Source organism: Azoarcus indigens, from assembly GCF_004361735.1.
Lineage (GTDB): Bacteria > Pseudomonadota > Gammaproteobacteria > Burkholderiales > Rhodocyclaceae > Azoarcus > Azoarcus indigens.
The window spans coordinates 1-22,867 of sequence record NZ_SNVV01000039.1 but is presented as its reverse complement, the minus strand read 5'-3'; the positions used below and the strand labels follow the sequence as shown (position 1 = coordinate 22,867).

Below are 22,867 nucleotides of genomic sequence, written 5' to 3'. Positions count from 1 at the left end.
CTCACTTGTGATCTCCCTGGCGCTTCTTCATCGCGCAGGTGTTCACGCAGTTGGCGGCGTCGACCAAGGTGGGCGCCAGCGCCTTCAGTTCGCCGCGCTGGATCTTGTTGGTGGTGGTGAGCGGCAGGCTGTCCACGAAGGCGACGTAGCCCGGCGCCTTGTAGTAGGCGAGCTGGGACAGGGACCAGTTCACCAGCTCCAGCGCGGCGGCTTCCATCGCCGGGCGCCCGGCGGGCGCGTCCTGGGCGATGACCAGCGCCATCACCTCGTCGCCGCGCACCGCGTCCGGCACCGCGGCCACCGCCACCGATTTCACCAGCGGGTGCTGCTGCAGCACCGCTTCCACTTCCACCGCGGCGATGTTCTCGCCGCTGCGGCGGATGACGTTCTTCTTGCGATCGACGAAGTGCAGGTAGCCGTCGGCGTCGCGGCGCACGATGTCGCCGGTGTGGAACCAGCCGCCGGCCCAGGCTTCGTCGGTGGCCGCCGGGTCTTTCAGGTAGCCGGCGAGGAAGCCGTAGCGCGGGTCGTCGCCGGCGTGGCGCACCAGTAGTTCGCCCTGTTCCTCGGCGCCGGATTCAGTGCCGTCGTCCTTGACGATGCGCACCAGCACGTCCTCGCCTTCCTTGCCGAAGCAGGAGCTGCCGATGTGGCGCGGTTCCTCGTTGGCGATGATGACGGCGCCGGCGCCGGTCTCGGTCATCGCCCAGGCTTCCAGCAGCGGGAAGCCGAAGCGTTCTTCGAAGGGCGCGTGCAGGGTGCGGTCCACCCCGGCGCCGAAGCCGAAGCGCACGCTGTGCTGGCGGTCCGCCGGGCCGGCCTCGGCCTTCATCAGCATGGCCGGCATCACGCCCAGGTAGTGCACCACGGTAGCGCGGGATTCGCGCACGCTGGCCCACCAGCTGCGCGGGTGGAAGCGGTCCAGCGGGATCAGGCAGCCGCCGGTGAGCACCATGGCCATTGCCGAGTAGGCCATGGCGTTCATGTGCACCAGCGGCAGCGGGGTGATCATGCGCTCCTTGCCCGGATGCAACTGGGCCAGGCCGCCGATTTCGGCGTACCACTTGCCGGCGTGCAGGAAGTAGCGGTTGGGCAGGATGCAGCCCTTGGGCCGGCCGGTGGTGCCGGAGGTGTAGAGCAGGGCGCACTCGGTGAGCTCGCCGGGGGCGGTGTCCGCCTGCGGCGCCGGGAAGGCGGCCGGCGGCGGCAGCTCGCCATCGGCCATCGCCGCGAAGGGGCGGCCGGCGCGTTCGGCGGCGGCTTTCAGGTCGTCATGGCGATGGGGCAGGGCGACGGCCAGCGCGATCTCGGAGTGGCCGATGAGGTATTCCAGCTCGGCGGCCCGCATGTCCGGGTTGATGGGCACCACGGAAACGCCCAGGCCGTTCAGCGCGAACCAGTGCAGGAAGAAGGCGGGTCGGTTTTCCAGCAGGATGCCGACGCGGTGGCCGTGGCCGTAGCCGGCGGCGGCGTAGGCCTGGCGCAGGGCTTCGACACGTTCGAAGGTTTCGGCGTAGCCGAACTCGCCGGCCTCGACGCCGTAGATGCCCGCCGTTTCCGGCAGGATGCAGAGGAAGGGCTGCTTCGCCCAGCGGACGGCGGCCTCGTAGAACGCCTGGTGAACTGTGCTTGCCAAGTCTTGCTCCCGGCGTGGTCTCCGGTCCAGCCCTGGGGCTGGCGGCGCCTCACCTTTCTGTCAGAGGTTTGTTGTGCCCGCCCTCCGCGCCTGCGCGCGGTGGGCGATTGTCGTTTATGTGTGGCGCTTACATGAAGAGCTGGATGTTGCCGAAGGCCGCATCGCAGTTCACCAGCTCGACTTTTTTCAACTTGATCTTGAGCACGCCGTCCTGCATCACCAGGGTGTGGGTGACCCAGCCGGCGTAGAGCTGCTGCTCGTCCACCCGGGTTTCGACGTAGTGGAAGGCGGTGCGCACCACCGCCTCGCCCTTGGCGGCGTCCATGGATTCCACCGTGGGCAGCTGCAGCAGGTGGTGGCTGCGGCTGTGCGGTTGCTGGGAGAAGGTGCGCTTGCCGTGCAGGCGCTCGATGCGCACCTGCAGCAGCAGCTTGTCTTCGTACAGCAGCGAGGTGTGCAGGCGCGGGTCCGGCTGGTTGTGCGTCAGTGGCATCCAGTAGTAGCCGTCGTCGGTGAAGAGCTGCAGCCAGTCGTCGAAGCGCTGCTCGTCCAGCATGCGGGCTTCGGCGTAGACGAAGTCGAGTACGGTCTTTTCGGTCAAGGTGTTCATCGTTCGATTTCCTTCCTTACTCCGCCTTGGCGGCCGGGCCCATGAACTTGACCCAGGCACGCATCTGGTTGCGCATCTGCCATTCGTTGGTGCCGTTGGTGACGGTGCTCACGTCCGGCTGCTCGCTGCCGTCGTACAGGCGCTGCAGGTTCACCCAGTCGCGGCCGCGGCTGTGCAGCACTTCCTGGGCGCGCTCGTACATCTCGGTGTCGTCGTGGGCGACGACCGAGGTGGGCGCGTTGATGAGGCGGGTGTACATCAGGGTGCGTTCGAGCAGGATGTCCGGCGCGCCGACGAGGCGGAAGGTCCAGGATTCGACCAGGGTCTTGCCTGGGCCCAGCGGCTTGAACACCCGCATGGCCTGGATGGGGCCCTTCATCGTCATGTTGGGGAAGTACACCGTGTTGTGGCGGCACTCGCCCAGGATCTGCTTGGCGCGGTCTTCGCCGTAGTTGGCCACCATGGCTTCCCAGTAGTCGGGGATGGCGGAGTAGTCGGCGTGGATGGAGTCGGACACGCCGGTGTGGCCGTGGCCGTTGGGCCACACGCGGATGCCCATCTTCTCGAAGAACTCGTAGGGCGAGGCGAAGGGGGCGAAGAGCTCCACCGCCATCGGCTTGGGTGTGCCTTCGGGGGCGCGCTTCCACACGTCCACCGCGGTGCCGGCGGAGGATTCATGGGCGACCATGGGGTGGCAGGTGTCGGTCTGGTTGTCGACCAGCATCTTCCAGTTGCAGTTGTTGATGTAGCGCAGCACGCCGCCGGCCACTTCCAGCTTGCCGACCGGGGAGCGGTCCACCATGTTGTCGATGGTGGTGAGGGAGTCGCCGAAGAACTCCTCGAAGGAGATGCCTTCGTTGGCCAGGCGGCAGAAGACGAAGTCGCGATAGACCTGCACGTTCTTCACCGCCGCCATGCCGTGGCTGGCTTCGCAGGACTCGAAGCCGGTGTCGGTGTAACCGTTCTTCAGCGGGATGGAGAGCAGCGAGCCGTCGGTCTTGAAGGTCCAGGCGTGGTAGGGGCAGCGGAAGAACTTGCCGGTATTGCCACAGCCTTCGCCGGCCACCTTCACGCCCTTGTGCGGGCAGCGGTTGTGCAGCACCTTGATGCTGTCGTCGCTGTGGCGGACCATGACCACCGGCTGGTCGCCGACGGTGGTGGTGTAGTAGTCGCCCTTGTTCGGAATCTGGCTGGCATGGCCGACGTAGACCCAGCTGTTGGTGAAGACCTGCTCCATCTCCAGGTCGAACACTTCCTGGTCGATGTAGGCGTCTTTGTGCACCTCGGTTTCCCGCACCAGCGCACGTACCGCCGCCGGGTTGTTCCTGTACTTGCTCATCGCGATGTCCTCATGCTGTCTGCTTGCGGCCGTCGGTCGCATCCGGGTATCAAAGATCGAGCACCAGGCGCGGCGTCTTGCTCCGCGAGATGCAGATCTGGATCAGTTTGCCCTCCGCCCTTTCGGCGTCGGACAGGAAGTAGTCGCGGTGGTCGGGCACGCCTTCGAGCACCGTCGCGGTGCACACGCCGCATTCGCCGCGCTTGCAGTCGTACATCGGGTCGCAGCCCTGTTCTTCCATCACGTCGAGGATGGTCTTGTCGGCCGGCACGGTGAGGGTGACGCCGGACTGGCGCAGCTCCACTTCGAAGGGCTGGTCGCCTGCCAGCGGCGCGGCGGCGGCGAAGAGTTCGAAATGCACGCGGTCGGCAGGCCAGCCGCGTTGCTTGGCGCCTTCGATGAGGGCGTCGATCATGCCCTTGGGGCCGCAGACATAGAGGTGCTGGGTGGTCTTGAGGCCATCCAGCAGGGCGCCGATGTCCAGCCTGGTATCGGCTTCGTCGTCGGCATGGACCTTGAGGGCCGGGCCGGCGAGGGCGGCCAGTTCGTCGAGGAAGGCGAGCTGGCTGCGGCTGCGGCCGCTGTAGTGCAGCTGGTAGCTGCGGCCGGCGGCTTGCAGGCCGCAGGCCATGGCGGCGATGGGGGTGATGCCGATGCCGCCGGCCAGCAGCACTACGTCGCCTTCGCCGGCTTCGGCGGCATGCAGCGGAAAGTCGTTCTTGGGCGCGGAGACCGTCACCCGGTCGCCCACCGCCAGGGTGTGCATGTGGCGGGAGCCACCCTGGCTTTCCTCTTCCAGGCGGATGCCGAGGCGGTAGGCGGACGGCGCGTCGAAACCGCCGGTGGGCTCGAACGAGACGAGGGAGTAGCAGCGCGCGTCTGCCAGACCCGGAATGCTCACCTTCAGGTGGGCGCCCGGGGTGAAGGCGGGCAGCGCGCTGCCGTCCGCCGCCTGCAGGTACAGGGTGCGGATCAGCGGCGTTTCCGCCCGGATTTCGCTGACCGTGAGTTCCAGTTCTGACATCGCGTCTCTTCCTCTATCTCGTCCGTTTATTGCCGTGTACGGTCCCGTGCGCCGTCTGTGCGGTTCAGGCCGCCTGGCGGGTGAAGCCGGCTTCCGCCGGCGCGCCCCTGAGCAGCTGGCCGAGCTGGGTTTCCAGCTGGCGGCCTTCCTCGTCGGCCATCGCCGCTTCGCGCAGCCGCTTCAGCGTGGCCGCCGCGTCGGCCTGGCCAGCGAGGCGGTCGGCAGCCTCCATCAGGCGGGCGAAGCGGTCGCCGCTGCGAGCGTGCGTGCCACTGTAGCCCTTCACCAAACGGCGGCAGTGTGCGATTTCCACGGCGAAGTCGTAATCCGCGGCGGCGTTCTTCAGCACCCGTTCGTACCAGGCGTTGATGCCGGCGGTCTCGATCTGGTGGCGCAGCGTGCTGCGGCGGAAGCGGCGCATGCCGGAGAGCAGGTACAGGGCGATGAACCAGGTCAGCGTGCCGGTTTCGACGCGGCGGCCGTGTTCCATCTTGCGTTTGACGAAGCCGCCCACGGTCTTGGAGTTCTCCAGCCAGCGGCCGAGGCCGGCGGGCAGGGTGCCGCAGATTTCTTCCAGCCGCGGGTGCATGAACTCGGTGGTGTAGACCAACTGGTCCGCCTTGGCGCCGACTTCCTTGCGCACGCGCTCGAAGCGGCTGCCGCGGGTCTTGAGGTCGGCGACGCGGATCACGTCGTCGTAGCTCTTGGCCACCGCCAGGCGATGGGCCATCGCCTGGGTGAGCGCCCAGCCCTTGGCCTCGCCACCCTTGGCGGCGTCCAGCTCGCGCACCTTGGCGATCTGGTCCAGGTATTCGCTGGCGTAGGCGATGTCCTGGAAGTCAATCAGGCGGCGCAGGCCGGCCACTAGCATGCCGTGGGCGGCTTGCGGGAATTCGCGCTTCACCCGTTGCAGCAGGGCGTCCACCTTGGGGTTGGCGGCCTTCTCCGGCACGTCAGGCGCCGGGCGGGAGGTGTCGATGCGCGCAGGCGCGGCGGGCGCCTGCGCGGCGGCGTCGAAACCGAGGGCGAAGGCGCGCAGGCTGGCTTCCACGCCCTTGCCGCTGTCGCGGATGGTTTCCTCGAAGGCTTCGCGGCTGAAGGGCAGGGCGCCGGAGCCGGCGACCGCGCCAAACAGGCTGGCGGAGATCACGCTGCCGCCCTTCTCGGCCAGCGCCTGCAGGTCGAAGGCCAGCATGCGCTTGGAGGCTTCCAGGCCGGCTTCGATGACCTTGTTGGGGTCGCCGATGCCGTTGCCCAGCGCCGCCTTCTCGGTCACCGAGTAGCTGCGGTGGGTGGAGGTGATGAGGGTGGTGCGGTCCGGCGTCACCAGCCCGCGTTGCATGGCGCGGCCGGCTTCCATCAGCTCGGCGGCGACCACCAGGTCGAGGTCGCCCGGCGTCGGCATCATCGCCAACGTGGGCGGCTTGCCGGCGGCGTGGGCGTCGCTCTCGGGCAGCAGTTCCAGGTAGTAGATGGTGGCGCCGGTGCGCTGGGCGACGCCCGGCACCGAGGTGGTCTGCGCCCACCAGCCGGCCTTCTCGGCCATGTCCACGATCCAGTCGGCGAGCACGCCGCCGCCCTGGCCGCCCATGGCGAGCACCGCGATCTTGATCGGCGTGCCCGGGTGAAAAACGATCTTGCTCATGTCTGTTCTCTCTCCTGGGCGCTTACAGGGCGTACTCGGCCTGACGGGAGGCGCGGCGGCGCTGCAGGAAGCCGATCACCGCCTTGCGCACTTTCGCCATCAGGCGGTCGCCGCGGTTCGGGTTGTGGATGATGTCGGCGCGGTAGAAGGACGGGCACAGCACCGCGGCTTCGGCCACTTCGCCGCAGTTGCCGCAGCCGACGCAGCCGTTGTCCACATGGGCCACCGGATCTTCCTTCAGCGGGTCGCCGCTGTCCTTCACGCTCAGCGAAGGGCAGCCGGAGAGGCGGATGCAGGCGTGGTCGCCGGTGCACACGTCCGGATCGACGCCGAAGCGCTCTTTCACCGCGCGCTGCCCGCTCTTCACCGCCTTGGTGAAGATGGGCTTGATGCGGCGCTGCTTGTTCAGCATGCACTCCGACTGGGCGATGATGACCTTGGGCCCGTCGGTGGTGGTGGTGAGCGCTTCTTCCAGGGTGTCGCGCACGCGGGCGACGTCGTAGGTGCGGTCTATGGTGCGCACCCACTTCACGCCAGCGCCGCGGATGGCGTTCTCGATCGGGTTCTTGGTCGAGCGGTCGGCGTTCTCGGCGCGGGAGGAGAGGATGTCCTGTCCGCCGGTGGCCGAGGAGTAGTAGTTGTCGACGATGATGATGACGCCGTCGTTCTTGTTGAACACCGCGTTGCCGATGCCGGAGGTCAGGCCGTTGTGCCAGAAGCCGCCGTCGCCCATCACCGAGATGGAGCGCTTGCCGCTCTTGACGTTGAAGGCCGAACTCGAGGCCGCGCCCAGGCCGTAGCCCATGGTGGTGGCGCCCAGGTTGAAGGGCGGCAGGATGGAGAACAGGTGACAGCCGATGTCGCAGGAGACGTGGTGCGGGCCGAGATCCTGCTGCGCCAGCTTCATCGCGGCGAAGATGGGGCGCTCCGGGCAGCCGACGCAGAAGCCGGCCGGGCGGGGCGGCACCACTTCGGCCAAGTCCTTCACCTTCGGGTGGAAGGTGATGGGCACGCCGGCCGGCTTAGCCTTGGCAGCCGCGGGCGCCGCGGCGGCAACCGCATCGGCGGCGACTTCGTCCGCCGCTACCGCTTCATGGGTGGTCAGCAGCTCCGGCCGCCAGGCCTTGATGAAGGCTTCCAGGCCGGTCTTCATCGCCGCGGTGGTGTATTCACCCGCCATCGGCAGCACGTCCTTGCCGGAGAGGTGGGTATCCACCTTGTTCTTGCGCAGGATGGCGTGCAGGTTCTGTTCGATGTAGTCCGGCTGGCCCTCTTCCAGCATCAGCACCGCGCGCTTGCCCTTGCAGAAGTCGATGACTTCCTCGTCGATCACCGGGTAGGTGACGTTCATGACGTACATCGGCAGGCGGCTGTTGCCGAAGCTGTCGGCCAGGCCGAGCAGCTGCAGCGCGCGGATGACGCCGTTGTAGAGGCCGCCCTGCAGGATGAGGCCAACGTCTTCCACGTCGCCGTCGAAGAACTCGTTGAGCTTCTTCTCGCGGATGAACTTCACCGCCGCCGGCCAGCGCTGCTGGATCTTCTCGTGCTCATGGGTGAAGGAGGCGGGCGGCAGCACGATGCGGCTGGTGTCACGCACCGGGTTTTCCAGCGCCTGCTTCAGCGTGTAGCGCGGACGCTTGTTTTCCTTGGTGATGAAGCGGCCGTGCACGTGACAGGAGCGGATGCGCACCTGCAGCATCACCGGCGTGTTGGAGGCTTCGGACAGCTCGAAACCGTCTTCCACCGACTGCACGATGGATTCCAGGTTGGGGCGCGGGTCCAGCAGCCACATCTGCGACTTCATGGCGAAGGCGTGGGAGCGCTCCTGCATGATGGAGGAGCCTTCGCCGTAGTCCTCGCCGATGATGATCAGCGCGCCGCCGGTGACGCCGCCGGAGGCGAGGTTGGCAAGCGCGTCGGAGGCGACGTTGGTGCCGACGGTGGATTTCCAGGTGACCGCGCCGCGTATCGGATACATCACGGAGGCGGCCAGCATGGCGGCGGCGGTGGCTTCGGAGGCGCTGGTCTCGAAGTGGACGTCCAGCTCCTGCAGGATCTCGTTGGCGTCGGCCAGCACGTCCATCAGGTGGGAGATCGGCGAGCCCTGGTAGCCGCCGACGTAGCCCACGCCCGACTGCAGCAGGGCCTTGGTGATGGCGAGAATGCCCTCGCCGCGGAATTCCTCTCCGGCGGGAATCCGGAGCTGCTGCACTTCCTTCTTGAACGAACGTTCAGCCATGGCTGATCTCCTCGCTGCCGTCGCGGCGCATCGTCTTCAGGCAGCCCTGTTGGGGGGGCTGGGCGTACGCGATGGTCTGCGTACCGCTGGGGGCCAGATCGTGGTCGGCCATCGTTTTATCTCCTTCGATCCATGTGCGCGTCGAGGTTCCACGGCTTGCTGCGACGCAATATCGAAAGCCCATGAATCTATGCGTTGAGAACTACTTTAGGAATGAACATTTCTGCTGTCAATCTAAAAGATGAAATTTCATGGATATCCAAAAATAACACGAAAAAACAAAAACATACCTTTGCCAAAACGGTGCGGCGGCGCACCATCAAGGTGCTGAGCAAAAACCCTTTTCTCCCGCGGCATTAGCCGTTTTCGATGTTGCAGTTGCAGCATGAAATCAGGGTCGATGCACTAAAGTGGGGCAAAAAAAACGCCCGGCAACCGGATGTCGCCGAGCGTCGGGAAGACGGACCCGCAGAGCCTGGGATTAAGCGCTTCGTCGTATGTCCGCCTGGACGGGAAGGGGTGGGCCTCAGGCGTCCTGCACCATGGCGAGCACCCGCAGCGGGCTGCCGGAACCGTTCTGGATCTTCAGCGGCGCGGCGAAGATCACCGCGCCCTGCGGCGGCAGCAGGTCCAGGTTGGTCAGGCATTGCAGGCCGTAGCGGTTGTTGCCGTGCATGAAGTAGTGACAGGGGAAAGGTGTTTCCCAGGCGTAGGACTGGCCGGCGTCGGTGCCGATGGCTTCCACGCCGAAACCGCAGACGTCGCGTTCCTCGATCATCCACTGCACCACGCCGGCGTCCGGCCCGGGGGTGTGGCAGCCATCTTCCTTGACGTTGAGGTAGGCAGCCGGCGTCGGCTGCTTGGACCAGTCGGTGCGCATCAGCACCCAGGCGCCGGCGGGAATGCGGCCGTGCTTTTCTTCCCAGGCCTTGACGAAGCCGACGGTGAGCAGGAAATCCGGGTTGGCGGCCACTTCCTTGCTGCAGTCGATCACCGCCGCGGCGGCGATGAATTTCTGCGCCGGGATGGTATCGACCGCGTTGTCCGGCAGGTCCTTGCCGGTGACCCAGTGGATGGGCGCGTCGAAGTGGGTGCCGGTGTGCTCGTTGCAGGCGAAGTTGTTCCAGTACCAGGCCGGGCCGCGCTCGTCGTAGCGGGACACGTTCTCGATGGTGAAGGGCGCGCACTGGCCGAACTGCGGCGGCAGCGGAATGGTGGGGAATTCCGGCGTCAGCGTCTGGGTGAGGTCGACCACACGGATGCGGCCGCCCTGGAGGTCGGCGAGAAAGGCGGCAAGATTGGTACTGGCCATGCGGGCTCTCCTGGTTGGGGCAGGGGTGAGGGAATGAGGCATTGGGCGCGGCCGCCATGCCGACCTGGCCACGGCGGCCGCGCCCGATTCGGGTTATGGCGTAAGGGTGGACCGGAAGGCGGGAAGGAAAAATCCGGAATCCGCAGGACTTTGTCCGCTTTACGCAGGGGCGGGCAAGGGCGCTGCAGCCAGCGGCCTTGCTTGAGTCTCTTTCAAGCCGGATGCGGGGTGGCACAGCTTACTCAGTCCGGCGCGTCGTCATCGCTTCCAGGTGCTTCACCAGGGCAAGTGTGTCGAGAACGAAAGAATGCCCGGCGCCGAGAACCCGCTCCATATCCGCGAGCAGCGGGTGGAGAAGGCTGAGCGCGGCAGCAGGTTCGCCCATGCTTCCGGTAAGGGCAGCGATGCTCTCGCGGGTACTCAGTGTGTCGAGGTGATCCGGGCCGAGCGCCTGCTCCTGTTCAGGCAACAGCGTGTGAAAAAGCACCAGGGCGGCTGTGGGGTCGCCGGTATCCCAGGTGAGAGACGCAATGTCGTAGCGGGCGCTCAGGGTATCGGGGTGCTCGGCGCCGAGAACGCGTATCTGGGCGGGCAGCAAGTCCTGGAAAAGCGTGAGTGCCAGCGCAGGCTTGCCGGTGCTCCAAGTTGCCCTGGCGATGTTGGCGCGGGTGCCCAGGGCATGAGGGTGATCATGCCCGAGGATGCGTTCCACGTCGGGCAGCAGTTCCTGGAGCAGCTTGAGGGCGGCTTCCGGGTTGCCCGCCTTGCCGGTCCAGAACGCGATGTTGTTGCGGGCGACGAGGGTAGCCGGGTGCCCGGGGCCGAGCAGCCGCTGCATATCGGGCAGCAGTTCCCGGAAAAGCGTGAGTGCGTTTTCGGGATGTCCTGCGTCGCCCGTCCAGGAGGCGATGTTGGCCCGGGTGATGAGCGTGTTCGAATGGTCGGCGCCGAGTACGCGTTCGATGTCGGGCAGCAACGCGCGGAAAAGCTGGAGTGCCGTCGAGGACTCGCCGGCATTGCCGATTAAGGAGGCGAAGTTGCTGCGGGCGACGAGGGCGTCCGGATGCCCGGCGCCGAGCAGCCGGTGGGCCGTCTGCTGTGTCCAATCCAGAAATGGCCGGCGCAGGCTTGCAGCCTGAAGCCCTTCGAAGGGCTCCTCGAAGGCGAGCGCGCGGGTGAGGGCAGTCTCGCCATCCAGCAGCCCGTCGGCGACGTGCTCACGCAGCAGGCTGATCGCGTCCGCGAGCGCCGATTCCTGCACCGGGCCGAAATCCGCCGGGCGTTCGAAGCGCATTCTCTCGAAGAGCCGGTCCAGCAGGGCGGTGAGGATGTCGCGTGCCCATGCTTTTTCTTCCGCTGGCCCCAGGCTGGCGATCAGGCTGGCCTGCATGTGGCGGTGAAAGCCGTGAAAGCCAGGGCGGTCGCCGGCCGGATTGACGAAAGACCAGTGTTCGCCGACCAGCCAGGCAAAGTCGTGGCCTTCGATGTCTCCGCGTGCGCGCAGGAAGTCGAAGATGCCGCGATCGAACTCCAGGGCCACCGCGAGCGCCTGCAGGGCGCGCAGGTGCCCCGGCGCCAGGTTGCGCAGGAAGCGCCGCTCGAGTTCGGCAGGGGTGTCGCCCAGCAGGTCGGGCGTGAAGGCGCCCGCGTTGTCGCGGATCATCAGCACCGCGAGATCGAGGTAGTAGGGCAGGAAGCTGGGCGGCCTTCCCGGTAGATGTTCGGCGGCTGCGCGCAGGACGGCGTCGAGGTGACGCTGGATCAGCCCGGCGATTTCGTGGCGGCCCTGCGCCCGTTCCCAGGCGGCGGCTTTTTCGATCAGGAAGCCGCGTGCATCGTCTTCGGTGAGGCCGAGCAGCTCCGCCTGGTCGTTGATCTCGCGCGCCCAGTCGGTGCGTACCCGCTCGCGGCCGTAGAACTCCGCCCAGCGCAGCTTCTCGCGGCCGAAGACGATGAAGCCGATGCGCCCGCGCAAGGGTTTGCCATCGGGGGGCGGCAGCGTGTCCGCGCAGTGCAGGACTTCGGCCACCAGCGTGGCCAGGGCCCATTGCGCATCCGGACGCGATTCACGGGATTGCACCCGCTCGAAACCGTCGATGACGAGGCAGAGGGCCGTCTGCGGGTGGTGGGCGATGGCCTCCAGCAGGTCGAGCGCCAGTACGGTGGGCATGCGTTCGGTGCGTTCGCGTTGCGACCAGCTCTGGGGCGAAGCGTCGAAGCGCTGGTGTGCGCGGCTGTGCTGGAACCACTCGCCCAGCCTTGGGAAGAGCTTGTTGAAGCCCTGGGCGGTCGCCATCGAGGGAACACTGAGGCCGACCGCGGCGCCGAGGTTGCCGATGAGGTCGGCGATGTCCAGCAGGCCGGCCATCGCGCCTTCGCCCTGGGTATGGCGGCGCAGCTTGATGGCTTGGTCCGGGTGCTCCGCCTGCAGCCAGGTGAGGTAGATGTAGTCGAACAGCGGGGTGGCGAGGCCGGCCTTGCGCAGGGCGGTGCGCACCCGGCCGAGGAAGAGAGCGACCGGCAGGTCCGGGCGGATGCTGTCAGAGTCCAGATCCAGCTCGGCCAGGGCAAAGGGCGCGATGTTGTAGCGATCCCGGGCGAGCTTGGCACGGAAGTCGGCAATGCCCTTCTCCCGCAGGGTGGTCTTGCCCACCCCGCCGACGCCGTAGAAGCTCAGTACCGCGCCCTGGGTGTGGCCCAGCCCCAGGCGCAGGCGTTCCAGGTGGGCGTCGATGTTGGCGCGTTGCTCGTTGCGGTCGGTGAAGAGTGCGAGGGCGCGTGGCGGCGAGTCGGACATCGTGGGCCCCGGCAGCGAGAGAGCGGATGCCGGATGGTAGCGCATGCCTCCGACGTAGCGTGCGGCACGCCAAGAGGGTTGCCGCGGGTTTTGGGGGCGGGGGCTGGGTGGGCTGGGCGCGCCCATGCCCTGGCGTGCAAGGCCGCCGGGCCGCACAAGGAAAGGGCGATGAGGGCAGGGAGACTGACAGCTGACAAAAATGTTTTGTCCGAACGCAATCGGTTAAACTCGGCCGCCATGGAAACTGCTGCAGAACCTCCAAGTAGCAGGCCGGCGCCCGCCGGCCCTTGCTCCGAGTTCCACGCCTCGCGCTTCATCCCCGATCTCTTCGCGCCTGCGCGGCTTCTCCCGCCGCGCGCCGGGAATCCCCCGCATTTCTGCGTCCGCCCGCCCGGCATGGCTGAGTCCATCCCGGGCCGTCGGCGTTCGTCTGCTCCGTTTTTCCTCCACTGCCCACAACCATGATTGAACTGCTTACCGATCCGGCTGCCTGGATCGGCCTTGCGACCCTGGTCGTGCTCGAGATCGTCCTCGGCATCGACAACCTCATCTTCATCGCCATCCTCACCGAGAAGCTGCCACCGCATCAGCGCGACCGGGCGCGGGTGATCGGCCTCAGCCTGGCGCTGCTGATGCGCCTCGGCTTGCTGTCCGTCATCTCATGGCTGGTGACGCTGACCACGCCGCTATTCACCGTGCTCGGCTTCGGCCTCTCCGGCCGCGACCTTATCCTGCTGCTGGGCGGCCTGTTCCTGCTGTTCAAGGCCACCACCGAGCTGCACGAGCGGCTGGAAGGCGTGGAGCATTCGAAGACGCGCAGCAACGGCTACGCCAGCTTCAGCCTGGTGGTGGCGCAGATCGTGGTGCTGGACGCGGTGTTCTCGCTGGACGCGGTGATCACCGCGGTGGGCATGGTGGAGCACCTGCCGGTGATGATGGCGGCGGTGGTGATCTCCATCGGTGTGATGCTGCTCGCCTCCAGGCCGCTGACCCGCTTCGTCAACGCCCACCCGACGGTGGTGGTGCTGTGCCTCAGCTTCCTGCTCATGATCGGCCTCAGCCTGGTGGCGGAAGGCCTGGGCTTCCACCTGCCCAAGGGCTATCTGTACGCCGCCATCGGCTTCTCCATCCTGATCGAATTCTTCAACCAGCTCGCCCGTCGCAACATGGTGAGGCTGGAAGCGCGCCGGCCGCTGCGCGAGCGCACCGCCGAGTCGGTGCTGCGCCTGCTGGGCGGCCGCATGCAGCGGGAAGAACAGGCGCCGGCCGACGAGCAGGGCAGCGTGCCGGCGGAGTTGCCCGCTTTCGCAGTGGAAGAGCGTCACATGGTGAGCGGCGTGCTGTCGCTGGCCGAGCGCAAGCTGCGCTCTATCATGACGCCGCGAGCCGACGTCGCCTGGATAGACCTGGACGCGCCCGCCGACGAGGTGAAGCAGCAACTGCTGGAGGCCGCCCACGGCATGCTGCCGCTGTGTCGCGGCTCGCTGGACGAAGTGGTCGGCGTCGCCTGGGCCAAGGATCTGCTGGGTGTGCTCATGCGCGGCGGCAAGCTGGAGGAAGCCGCCAGCCTGCGCGCGCCGCTGTACGTGCCGGAGAGCACCACGGTGATCAAGCTCATCGACATCTTCCGCGACACCCGCGGCCAGCTCGCGCTGGTGAATGACGAGTACGGACTGCTCAAGGGCGTGGTGACACCGATGGATGTGCTGGAAGCCATCGCCGGCGAATTCCCGGACGAGGACGAAGAGTTGGAGATCCGAGAGAACGGCCCCGGCCAATGGATCGTCTCCGGCAGCGCCGACCTGCACCAGCTGGAACTGGCGCTGGAAACCGATGGCCTGTTGAGCGAGGACGAGAGCTACACGTCCCTCGCCGGCTTCCTGCTGGCGCGCTTCGACTACCTGCCCAAGGTCAGCGAGGTGATGCCCTTCCAGGGCTACGAGTTCCGGGTGATAGACGCCGACGAGCAGCGCATCAAGTCGGTGCTGGTAAAACGGCAGGCCGGGGAGAATCTGACGCCGGCGTGAGGGCAGGGCGGCGGTGGGGCTGTCGCCTGCGACCCCGCTCCCGCCGCCGCACTCCTTCTCCCATCGTGGGAGAGGGCAGGGCAGAGGGCGCCCGCAAGGGCGTCAGCGGTTGCCTGAGCGCCGTTCCCCCTCTTCCCTGGCCCCCGCTCTGCGCCTCGCCCCTGCGACTCACCCGGTAATACCGTTCCCGCTGCAAAAATCTCGGATGCGCTAGCATCGGCGCTTCGCTCCGCCGGGCTGCCCCCTCCCGCCCCCGCAGCGGCGGGGCTTCGGGAGCTACGCATGGATTGGAGCAACGAGTTGATCGACAGCCTCACCTGGCTGGCGATTTCCTTTCCCCTGTGTCTCGTCGGCCTGGCGGCGGTGCTCGCCGGGCTGGCGCGCTACACCGCCTGGGGCCGCCAGGTCCGCCGCCTGGCCTGGCCTTATTTCCGGCCAGGGCGCAGCTGGGTACCACTGGCCTGGCTGGCGCTCATCGTCTTGTTCACCCTGCTGTCGGTACGCATGAACGTGCTGTTCTCGTACTGGTACAACGGCTTCTACAGCGCGATGCAGGCGCTGGACGCCACCGCCTTCTGGTTCATGCTCGGCGTGTTCGGCGTGCTCGCCACCCTGCACGTGCTGCGGGCGCTGCTGGCCTTCTACCTGCGGCAGGCCTTCATGATCCGCTGGCGGGTCTGGCTCACCGAGGCGCTGATGGCGCGCTGGCTGGACAAGCAGGCCTACTACCGCACCCACCATGTCGCCCACGCCATAGACAACCCGGACCAACGGGTGCAGCAGGATGTGGACAGCTTCGTCACCAGCTCGCTGACGCTGTCCATGGGCCTGCTGGACGCGGTGGTGTCGCTGTTCTCCTTCACCCTGATCCTGTGGACGCTCTCTGGCGCGCTGGCGGTGTTCGGCGTGGAAGTGCCGCGGGCCATGGTGTTCCTGGTGTATATCTACGTCATCGTCGCCACCGTGTTCGCGGTGCGCATCGGCCGGCCGCTGGTGGGGCTGAGCTTCCTCAACGAGCGCTTCAACGCCAGCTTCCGTTACGCGCTGATCCGCCTGCGGGAGTACGGAGAGAGCATCGCCTTCTTCCGCGGCGAGGCGGTGGAGCGCAAGACCCTTGCCGGCCGCTTCGCGGATGTGATCGCCAACAGCTGGGCCATCGTTTTCCGTTCGCTCAAGTTCCAGGGCTTCAACCTCACGGTGAGCCAGATCGCGGTGGTGTTTCCCTTCATCGTCCAGGCGCCGCGGCTGCTGAGCAAGGAGATCACCCTGGGCGACGTGATACAGACCGCCCAGGCCTTCGGCCAGGTGGAGGAGGCGCTGTCCTTCTTGCGTACCTCCTACGACGAGTTCGCCAGCTACCGCGCGGTGCTGGACCGTCTCACCGGCTTCCTCGACGCGGTGGAAGAGGCCGGCCAGCTGCCGGTGCTGGCGCCGACGCCGACGCAGGGCAGGCTGAGCCTGCAAGGGCTGTCGGTGCGCAAGCCGACCGGTGAAGCGCTGATCAGCGATCTGGACCTGCAACTGCAGGCGGGCGACGCGCTGCTGATCCGCGGCCCTTCCGGCATCGGCAAGACCACGCTGCTGCGTGCGCTTGCCGGGCTGTGGCCCTATGTGGAAGGCAGCGTCGGCCGGCCGGTGGAGGGCGCCGCGCTGTTCCTGCCGCAGAAGCCCTACCTGCCGCTGGGCTCGCTGCGCACCGCGTTGTACTACCCGGAGCCGCCGGCGGAGGATGGCCGCGCCGAGGGTGTGCTGCGGCTGTGCCAGCTGGCCAACCTCATCGGCCGGCTGGACGAGCAGGCGGATTGGGGCCGCATCCTGTCGCTGGGCGAGCAGCAGCGCCTGGCCATCGCCCGCGCGCTGCTGGTACAGCCGGAGATCGTCTTCCTCGACGAGGCCAGCTCGGCGATGGACGAGGGCCTGGAACATGCCATGTACGGCCTGCTGCGCGACAGCCTGCCGAACACCATCATCGTCAGCGTCGGCCACCGCAGCAGCCTGGGCGCCTTCCATACGCGCACGCTGGAGCTGCTGGGCGAGGGGCGCTGGCGGCTGATGCCGGGCTGAACAGGCGCAGCCTCTCTCATGGCTGAAGCCGGCCGGCGGGGCAGCCTTGCCCGCCGGCCGCTTGCCTTTCCGGGCCCGGCGCGAGCTGCGACCTGCGGACAAAGCCTGCGGGATTCGGATAGCCGTCATGAGCGCTCGCCGTTAGCGTCCGGAAAAAGCTGCGCACACGCTGTGCGGCGACCTATTCCCGACGAGAGAGACCGCCATGAACAAGAACAGACCAGGCTGTACCCGGCCGGACCGCCGCGACGCGCTGAAAGCCGCCGCCGGTGCCGGCTTGCTCGCCTTTGCACCCGAAGCCGCGCTGGCCGCGGGCCAGCCGGCGCCCGCGCTGGATACACGCAGCGCCAGCCTGTGGTCGCTGTGGCTGGAGGCCCTGGTGCCCGGCGCCGCCCAGGCCGGGGCCGCCGATTACCTGCAAGCCCAGCTGGCGCTGCCCCGCGACCACAGCGCGCTCTTCCTGCGTTACATGGACTGGCCGGGCGACTACCGCGCCTTCTACCGCGACGGCATACGCGCGGTGGACGTGCTGGCGCAGGTGCGTCACGGCCAGGGTTTCGCCGAGCTGGATGCCGCCGCCCGCGGCGCACTGGTGGGCGAGATCGCCGCGGGCGCGCCCTCGCCCTGGGTGGGGCCGCCGGCCGGGCTGTTCTACTTCGTCTGCAAGGCGGATGGCGCCGACCTGGTGTTCGGCACCCACGCCGGCTTCAAGCAACTGGGGCTGGATTACCGCGCCCACGTCGAGCCGGCCGGCGTCTGGCCGCGCCGGGCATGAGGGCGCGGACGATGAGGATCGCAAAGGAAGTCGAGGTTGTTGTCGTCGGCGCCGGCCAGGTCGGCAGCCTGATGGCGGCCAGGCTGGCGGCGGCCGGGCGCTCGGTGACGGTGTTGGAGGCCGGCGCCGAGCGCGGCACCCAGAGCCTGGCGAGTTCGCAGATCTGGGCACGTCAGCTCAAGGGCACGCCGGGCGTGGCCGCCAGCGGCGGTGCCGACCCGCTGGGCGTGAACTTCAACACCGGCCAGGGCGCCGGCGGCTCGGCGGTGCATCACTACGCCTGCTGGTTCCGGCTGCATCCGGAGGATTTCGAGATGCACAGCCGCTACGGCGTGGCCGCCGACTGGCCGCTGGGCTACGAGGATCTGCGCGGCGCCTACGATGCGGTGCAGGAGGAGGTCGGCCTGGCCGGCGATGCCGCCGCCGAGCGCTGGCGACCGCCGGGCGCGGATTATCCGCTGCCGCCATTCCCGCGCTTCCGCCAGGGCGAAGTGCTGGCGCGCGGCTTCGCCCGCAAGGGCCTGCATGTGTCGCCGCTGCCGCTGGCCATCGCCACCGTGCCTTACAAGGGGCGGCAATCCTGCATCTACGACGGCTGGTGCGACGCCGGCTGCCCCACCGGCGCGCTGGCCAATCCGCTAGTCACTTACCTGAAGTGGGCGAAGGAGCAGGGCGCCGCCATCGAGTACCGCTCGCGGGTGGTGCGCGTGGTGACGGACGAGGCCGGCGGGCGTGTCACCGGCGTCATCGTCTCGCGCGATGGCGAGCGCTACTTCCAGCCGGCGGCGCTGGTCATCGTCGCCGGCTTCGCGCTGGAGACGCCGCGCCTGCTGCTGGCCTCGGCCACCGGGCGCCATCCGCAGGGGCTGGCGAACGGCTCCGGCACGCTAGGGCGCTACCTGCACAGCCATGTGGCCGGCGGCGTATTCGGCCTGTTCAATGAGGAAACGGATCCTCACCTGGGCGTGAACGGCGGCCAGCTGCTGTGCCAGGACGGCTACGCCAAGCCGGCGGGCGAGGGCAAGGATTTCGTCGGCGGCTACCAGTGGCTGATCGCCCACTCGGCCAAGCCCAATGACCTGCTCGGCATCGCCTGCAGCCGGCCGGACCTGCATGGCGCCGCCTTCAACGCCTTCATGGCGGATGCGGCGAAGCACTTTGCCTCCATGACGGCCGTGGGCGAGAGCCTGCCGCTGGCGGAGAACCGGGTGGCGCTGGCGCAGGAACTGGACGAGCACGGCATGCCGAAGATGCAGGTGACCCACCGCTGGGACGACAACGCCAAGCGTCTTTACGCCCACGCGATGAAGGAGGGCGTAGACATCTTCCGCAGTGCCGGTGCGCGCGAGGCCTGGCACGGGCCGATGGCCGGCATGCACCTGCTGGGCGGCGCCCGAATGGGCAAGGACGCCGCCAGCTCGGTGGCCGACGGCTACGGCCGCTGCCACGAGCTGGCCAACCTCTTCATCGCCGGCCCCAGCTTGTTCCCCAGCGGCGGCTCGGTGAATCCCACCTTCACCGCCTCGGCGCTGGCCCACCGCAGCGCGGCGCACATCGCGGCGGAGTGGCGGCGCTATACCGCCTGAGGGAAAGGAGAGGCCGTCGCACCTGGCGTCTGCGTGGCGGCCTCCATTCCGCCGGGCCCTGCTCAGGGCCTGGCATGCTGCCAGCGTTTGTACACCGCCTCTACGCTGCAGCCGTCCGGGTCCAGGATGTTGGCGGCCTCGTAGCGCGGATCGTAGTAGGTGCGCGCGCCGGCAGCCAGCGCTGCGCCGTGGAAGGCGCGTAGGGCGTCCTCGCTGTTGGCGACAAAGCCAAGGTGTACCGAACGGCTGTCGGCCGCGCCGGCGCGCAGCCAGAAGAACGCCCGGTTGTCGCGGCCGATGCCTTTCAGGTCGGGGTGGCCGGGCGGGCCGTCGACGCCGTCGGATGCCCAGCGGCGCCAGCGCGTGTTCGTAGAAGGCGAGGGAATGGCGCAGGTCGCTGGCGGAGAGGAAGACGTGGTCCCCATGGCAAGGGCTTCTGGAGTGGAATGAAGGTTGGGCGCGGCAGCTCGCGCCGCCCGCTGCGCGTCCGGGCGGCCGGACTCTGCCGCCCGGACGCTGAACGCTATTCGCGCGAGACCAGGAAGGGCAGGTTGGCGGTGGCGGCCTTGCCGCTGGCGTCGCGCACGGTGATGAACAGCCGATAGGCGCCCGGTTGGGCGGGGGCGATGAAGCGCACGCTGGCGGCATCGGCCTGCAGCACCTGTACCGGGATGCGGGCCGGTGCGGCCTCGATGTCGCCGCCCAGGCGCAGGTCGGTGGCTTCGGCCAGCACCTTCCAGTCCGTCTGCAGCGGGCCGCCGCCGGCCGCGGAAACCGCATCCACGCCGGCGGAGACTTCGCTGCCGGGCGCGAACACGTCGCGGCCTATGCCGATGCCGCGTATCTGCGGTGCCGGTGCGCCGGCCGGTTTGCCCCAGGCGGCGGACAGGGCGTCCGTCATCGCCGTCTGGCTGCCGTCGTTCAGCAGCAGGCCGTGCCAGGTTTCGGTTTGCTCCTGCTTGGCGCCCCACAGGAAGGGGAAGACGCCGGCGATCTGCGGCTGCTCGCGCAGGAAGGCCAGCGCCCTGGCGAAGAACTCCGCCTTCTGGCTGCTGGTGAGCTCCACCGGCGCGCCCCAGGGCTTGCGGCCGGCCTGCCACTGGCCCAGCGGGCCGAGTTCGGCGACCACCACCGGCTTGTCGATGCCGGCGGTGCGCAGCCGCTGCGGCAGGTCGAACACCGCGCCGGCGTAGATGTTGATGCCCAGCATGTCCACCTGCTTGCAGCAGCCGGCGAGCTGGCGCAGGCGCTCCATGCTGGTGTCGGCCACCACCATCAGCGTCGGGTGCGCCGGGTCCAGCGCCTTCACCAGGCCGGCGATGCGGTCCACCTCGTGCCAGGCCGGCATCGGGTCCGGCATGTCGGTCTCCACCTCGTTGCCCACGCCCCAGGCGAGCAGGGCGGGGTGGTTGCGGTAGCGGCGCACGAAGGCGGCCACCTGCTTTTCCTGGGCGTTGCGGGCGGCTTCGTCTTCCAGCCGGAAGCCGTGGCGGGGATGGCCCAGCCAGATGCCCATCACCACCTTCAGGCCCAGCTTGTGGGCCTCGTCCAGCACCCAGGCGTCGGATTCCCGATAGACGCGGATCACCTTGGCGCCAGCCGCCGCCAGCGCGGCCAGCGAGGCGCGGTCGCCTTCGAAGGCAGCGCCTTGCCATTGGGCTGCGTTCGGCATGGCATTGCCGGCCGTGGCCGTGGCCGTGGCCTGGGCGGGGGCGGCGCCAAGGGCGATGGTGGCGGCCAGTGCGATGCCGGCGCCGAGCCGGGCAAGGGAGGAGAGGGGCGGCTGGAGGGCAAGAAAGGGCATGGCGTCTTCCGGTTCCGAAGAGGGGGCGAGGGCGGCGGCGATTCTTGACCCGGGCCGCTGCCGGCTCAAGCCCGGGTTTGTAAGCAAAGCCGCTGCGGTGTTCCCTTGTTCGCAAAGGCGCGGCAAACCCGGAAGCGGTATCCTCGGCGCCTTTGCCAGCGCCGGGAATGTCCCCGCGCCAGCCAACATGGCCGCGCCCCGGGAGGCGGCGGCCACCCTGCAGGAAGCTGTCCGAATGAAAAGTGCTCTGTTCGTCGATTTCGACAACGTCTATTCCGGCCTGCGCAAGCTGGATCCGGCCATTGCCGACCGTTTCGCCCGCCAGCCCATGGCCTGGATGGACTGGGTGGTGAACACCCTGGCGGTGCCCGACCACATGCCCGCAGGCGCCCGCCGCCGGGTGCTGGTGCGCCGCTGCTACCTCAATCCGCAGGCCTACCAGCGCTTCCGCCCGTCCTTCAACCTGGCGGGTTTCGAGATCATCGACTGCCCGGCGCTGACCGGCGAGGGCAAGACCAGCACCGACATCCACATGGTGCTGGACATCATCGACCTGTTGCAGCACGAAGCGCACTACGACGAGTTCATCGTCTTCTCCGCCGATGCCGACTTCACCCCGGTGCTGCGCAAGCTGCGCCGCTGGGATCGCCGCACCACGGTGCTCGCCATCGGTTTCCCTTCCGCCGCCTACCGCGCCTCGGCCGACCTGCTGATCGACCAGGATGCCTTCGTGCGCGAGGCGCTCGGCGCCAGCGAGGAAGACCTGGGCCTGGGCATCAGCATGCCGGCCGAGGCGCCGGCGGAGAGCAATGGCGCCGAGATCCTCGCCGCCGCCACCCGCTTGATCCGGCAGACGGTGGACGAATCCGCCTACCCGGTGCCGGCCGCCAAGCTGGCGGCGCTGGTGCTGTCCCGCCTGGATGGCGTGGACGCCGCCAGCTGGGGCGGCCTGGGCAACTTCCGCGGCATGGTGGAGGTGATGAACCTCGCACCGCTGAAGGTGAGCTGGGAAGGCAGCGGCGTGATCTACGACCCTGCCCGCCATGAACCGCCGGCACCGCCGCGCGGCAAGGTGGATGCCGATCCGCAGGAGATGGCCGAACTCATCAAGATTACCGTCGCCCAGTCCGCCCAGCCGGTGCCTTGCGCCCGGCTGGCCTCCCTGCTCACCAGCCGCTACGACGGGCTGGCGGCGGACTGGAACGGCAAGGGCGTGTTCCGCAAGTTCGTTGAATCGCTGGACCTGTCGCCGGTGACCTTCAACTGGCGCGGCTCCGGCGGCTACGCCTACGACCCTGCCCGCCATGCCACCGAGGGCGGCGAGAACCGCCCCGGTACCACCGCCTGGCAGGGCGAAGAGGAGCTGTTCGGCATCGCCCGCCAGATCCACGAGGTGACCGGCGTGCCGCTGCTGCATCCGGCCGACTATCGCGCGCTGTTCGAGGCCATCGCCGCCGATCTCGCCGAGGAGTCCTTCGAGCTGAACGACACCGGCAAGCGGGTGCGCGACCGCTGCCGCGACGCCGGCCACCACGTCAGCCGGGCGGACGTCACCTTCGTGCTGCGCGGCCTGCTGTTCCGCGGCCATGTGTTCGGCCAGGGCGAGGACGACGTTGCCTCGCTGAGCCGCAAGCTGGCGGACAATGTGCGTTCCCTGTGCCTGCGCGAGCAGATGATGATCGACTGGGCCACCGACGGCGCCATCCGCAAGTGGATCGCCGGCCAGTGAGCTCCCGGGCGGGGGCGGCTGGGGAGGCCTGATTACGCGGGGCCCGGCTGGCCTCCTGGGGCGGAAAGAGGGGCGGAGAGGCGGCCTGCTGCAGCGATGTTGCAGGGCAAGAAAAAAGGTTCTTCGCGCAATCTGGGGGAAGTAGTGGTTGACGGTTCGGAGGTTGGTAGATTGGCAGTCGCCAAACAAACCGATCCCCTTCCTCTTCCCCGTCATGCGCGATGCTATGTTGGGCGTGGTCTTCTGGGAAGGCCACGTCGTCGATTCATCTCAGGAGCAA

Annotated in this window: 15 protein-coding genes; 5 read left to right on the top strand and 10 right to left on the bottom strand. The window is 68.1% G+C overall.

Features of this window, described 5'->3' with window-relative positions; genetic code table 11:
• Position 1: 1 nt before the first annotated feature.
• The 8 genes from C7389_RS23985 to C7389_RS23950 form a co-directional block, all read right to left on the bottom strand.
• Positions 2-1,636, bottom strand: coding sequence for an AMP-binding protein (locus C7389_RS23985; protein WP_133595193.1), 1,635 nt, complete (start codon positions 1,634-1,636; stop codon positions 2-4).
• Positions 1,637-1,763: 127 nt separating this feature from the next.
• A complete protein-coding gene (locus tag C7389_RS23980; protein ID WP_133595192.1) occupies positions 1,764-2,246 on the bottom strand; it encodes an aromatic-ring-hydroxylating dioxygenase subunit beta in 483 nt (160 codons plus the stop codon).
• Between the two features lie 16 nt (positions 2,247-2,262).
• Complete coding sequence (locus C7389_RS23975; protein ID WP_133595191.1) at positions 2,263-3,585, bottom strand: aromatic ring-hydroxylating dioxygenase subunit alpha; 1,323 nt, start codon at positions 3,583-3,585, stop codon at positions 2,263-2,265.
• Positions 3,586-3,634: 49 nt separating this feature from the next.
• A complete protein-coding gene (locus tag C7389_RS23970; RefSeq protein ID WP_133595190.1) occupies positions 3,635-4,609 on the bottom strand; it encodes a PDR/VanB family oxidoreductase in 975 nt (324 codons plus the stop codon).
• Between the two features lie 64 nt (positions 4,610-4,673).
• A complete protein-coding gene (locus C7389_RS23965) occupies positions 4,674-6,254 on the bottom strand; it encodes an indolepyruvate oxidoreductase subunit beta family protein (protein ID WP_133595189.1) in 1,581 nt (526 codons plus the stop codon).
• 22 nt (positions 6,255-6,276) lie between these two features.
• Positions 6,277-8,493 (bottom strand): ferredoxin family protein, encoded by a 2,217-nt coding sequence (locus tag C7389_RS23960; RefSeq protein WP_133595188.1) that lies wholly within the window; start codon positions 8,491-8,493, stop codon positions 6,277-6,279.
• A gap of 526 nt (positions 8,494-9,019) precedes the next feature.
• Positions 9,020-9,805 (bottom strand): cyclase family protein, encoded by a 786-nt coding sequence (locus C7389_RS23955; RefSeq protein WP_133595187.1) that lies wholly within the window; start codon positions 9,803-9,805, stop codon positions 9,020-9,022.
• Between the two features lie 238 nt (positions 9,806-10,043).
• Positions 10,044-12,602, bottom strand: coding sequence for a tetratricopeptide repeat protein (locus C7389_RS23950; protein WP_162851830.1), 2,559 nt, complete (start codon positions 12,600-12,602; stop codon positions 10,044-10,046).
• 461 nt (positions 12,603-13,063) lie between these two features.
• Between C7389_RS23950 and C7389_RS23945 the strand changes: the two genes are divergently transcribed.
• The 4 genes from C7389_RS23945 (at position 13,064) to C7389_RS23930 (ending at position 19,054) form a co-directional block, all read left to right on the top strand.
• Positions 13,064-14,629: a TerC family protein gene (locus tag C7389_RS23945; protein ID WP_211168551.1), complete on the top strand. Its 1,566-nt coding sequence runs from the start codon at positions 13,064-13,066 to the stop codon at positions 14,627-14,629.
• A 282-nt stretch (positions 14,630-14,911) separates the two neighbouring features.
• Positions 14,912-16,693: an ABC transporter ATP-binding protein/permease gene (locus tag C7389_RS23940; RefSeq protein WP_133595185.1), complete on the top strand. Its 1,782-nt coding sequence runs from the start codon at positions 14,912-14,914 to the stop codon at positions 16,691-16,693.
• 205 nt (positions 16,694-16,898) lie between these two features.
• Entirely contained in the window at positions 16,899-17,468 is a 570-nt protein-coding gene (locus C7389_RS23935; RefSeq protein WP_133595184.1) for a gluconate 2-dehydrogenase subunit 3 family protein, read from the top strand.
• Between the two features lie 11 nt (positions 17,469-17,479).
• Complete coding sequence (locus C7389_RS23930) at positions 17,480-19,054, top strand: GMC family oxidoreductase (RefSeq protein WP_133595183.1); 1,575 nt, start codon at positions 17,480-17,482, stop codon at positions 19,052-19,054.
• 62 nt (positions 19,055-19,116) lie between these two features.
• Here the strand turns inward: C7389_RS23930 and C7389_RS23925 are convergent, their stop codons facing one another.
• Both C7389_RS23925 and C7389_RS23920 read right to left on the bottom strand, forming a co-directional pair.
• Positions 19,117-19,479 carry a VOC family protein gene (locus tag C7389_RS23925; protein WP_211168550.1) on the bottom strand — a complete coding sequence of 121 codons (363 nt, stop codon included), beginning with the start codon at positions 19,477-19,479 and terminating at the stop codon, positions 19,117-19,119.
• A gap of 98 nt (positions 19,480-19,577) precedes the next feature.
• On the bottom strand, positions 19,578-20,726 hold the full coding sequence (locus C7389_RS23920) for a glycoside hydrolase family 2 TIM barrel-domain containing protein (RefSeq protein ID WP_133595199.1): 1,149 nt from the start codon (positions 20,724-20,726) through the stop codon (positions 19,578-19,580).
• Between the two features lie 367 nt (positions 20,727-21,093).
• Here C7389_RS23920 and C7389_RS23915 point away from each other — a divergent pair, with 367 nt between their 5' ends.
• The gene (locus C7389_RS23915) at positions 21,094-22,587 is read left to right on the top strand and encodes an NYN domain-containing protein (protein WP_133595182.1); all 1,494 of its coding nucleotides are present in this window, start codon (positions 21,094-21,096) and stop codon (positions 22,585-22,587) included.
• Positions 22,588-22,867: the final 280 nt, after the last annotated feature.

Bases quoted from the DNA above. Each gene is read 5' to 3' on its own strand.
- C7389_RS23980 (WP_133595192.1), bottom strand. From the start codon at position 2,246: ATGAACACCTTGACCGAAAAGACCGTACTCGACTTCGTCTACGCCGAA.
- C7389_RS23975 (WP_133595191.1), bottom strand. From the start codon at position 3,585: ATGAGCAAGTACAGGAACAACCCGGCGGCGGTACGTGCGCTGGTGCGG.
- C7389_RS23970 (WP_133595190.1), bottom strand. From the start codon at position 4,609: ATGTCAGAACTGGAACTCACGGTCAGCGAAATCCGGGCGGAAACGCCG.
- C7389_RS23965 (WP_133595189.1), bottom strand. From the start codon at position 6,254: ATGAGCAAGATCGTTTTTCACCCGGGCACGCCGATCAAGATCGCGGTG.
- C7389_RS23960 (WP_133595188.1), bottom strand. From the start codon at position 8,493: ATGGCTGAACGTTCGTTCAAGAAGGAAGTGCAGCAGCTCCGGATTCCC.
- C7389_RS23955 (WP_133595187.1), bottom strand. From the start codon at position 9,805: ATGGCCAGTACCAATCTTGCCGCCTTTCTCGCCGACCTCCAGGGCGGC.
- C7389_RS23950 (WP_162851830.1), bottom strand. From the start codon at position 12,602: ATGTCCGACTCGCCGCCACGCGCCCTCGCACTCTTCACCGACCGCAAC.
- C7389_RS23945 (WP_211168551.1), top strand. From the start codon at position 13,064: ATGATTGAACTGCTTACCGATCCGGCTGCCTGGATCGGCCTTGCGACC.
- C7389_RS23940 (WP_133595185.1), top strand. From the start codon at position 14,912: ATGGATTGGAGCAACGAGTTGATCGACAGCCTCACCTGGCTGGCGATT.
- C7389_RS23935 (WP_133595184.1), top strand. From the start codon at position 16,899: ATGAACAAGAACAGACCAGGCTGTACCCGGCCGGACCGCCGCGACGCG.
- C7389_RS23930 (WP_133595183.1), top strand. From the start codon at position 17,480: ATGAGGATCGCAAAGGAAGTCGAGGTTGTTGTCGTCGGCGCCGGCCAG.
- C7389_RS23925 (WP_211168550.1), bottom strand. From the start codon at position 19,479: ATGGGGACCACGTCTTCCTCTCCGCCAGCGACCTGCGCCATTCCCTCG.
- C7389_RS23920 (WP_133595199.1), bottom strand. From the start codon at position 20,726: ATGCCGAACGCAGCCCAATGGCAAGGCGCTGCCTTCGAAGGCGACCGC.
- C7389_RS23915 (WP_133595182.1), top strand. From the start codon at position 21,094: ATGAAAAGTGCTCTGTTCGTCGATTTCGACAACGTCTATTCCGGCCTG.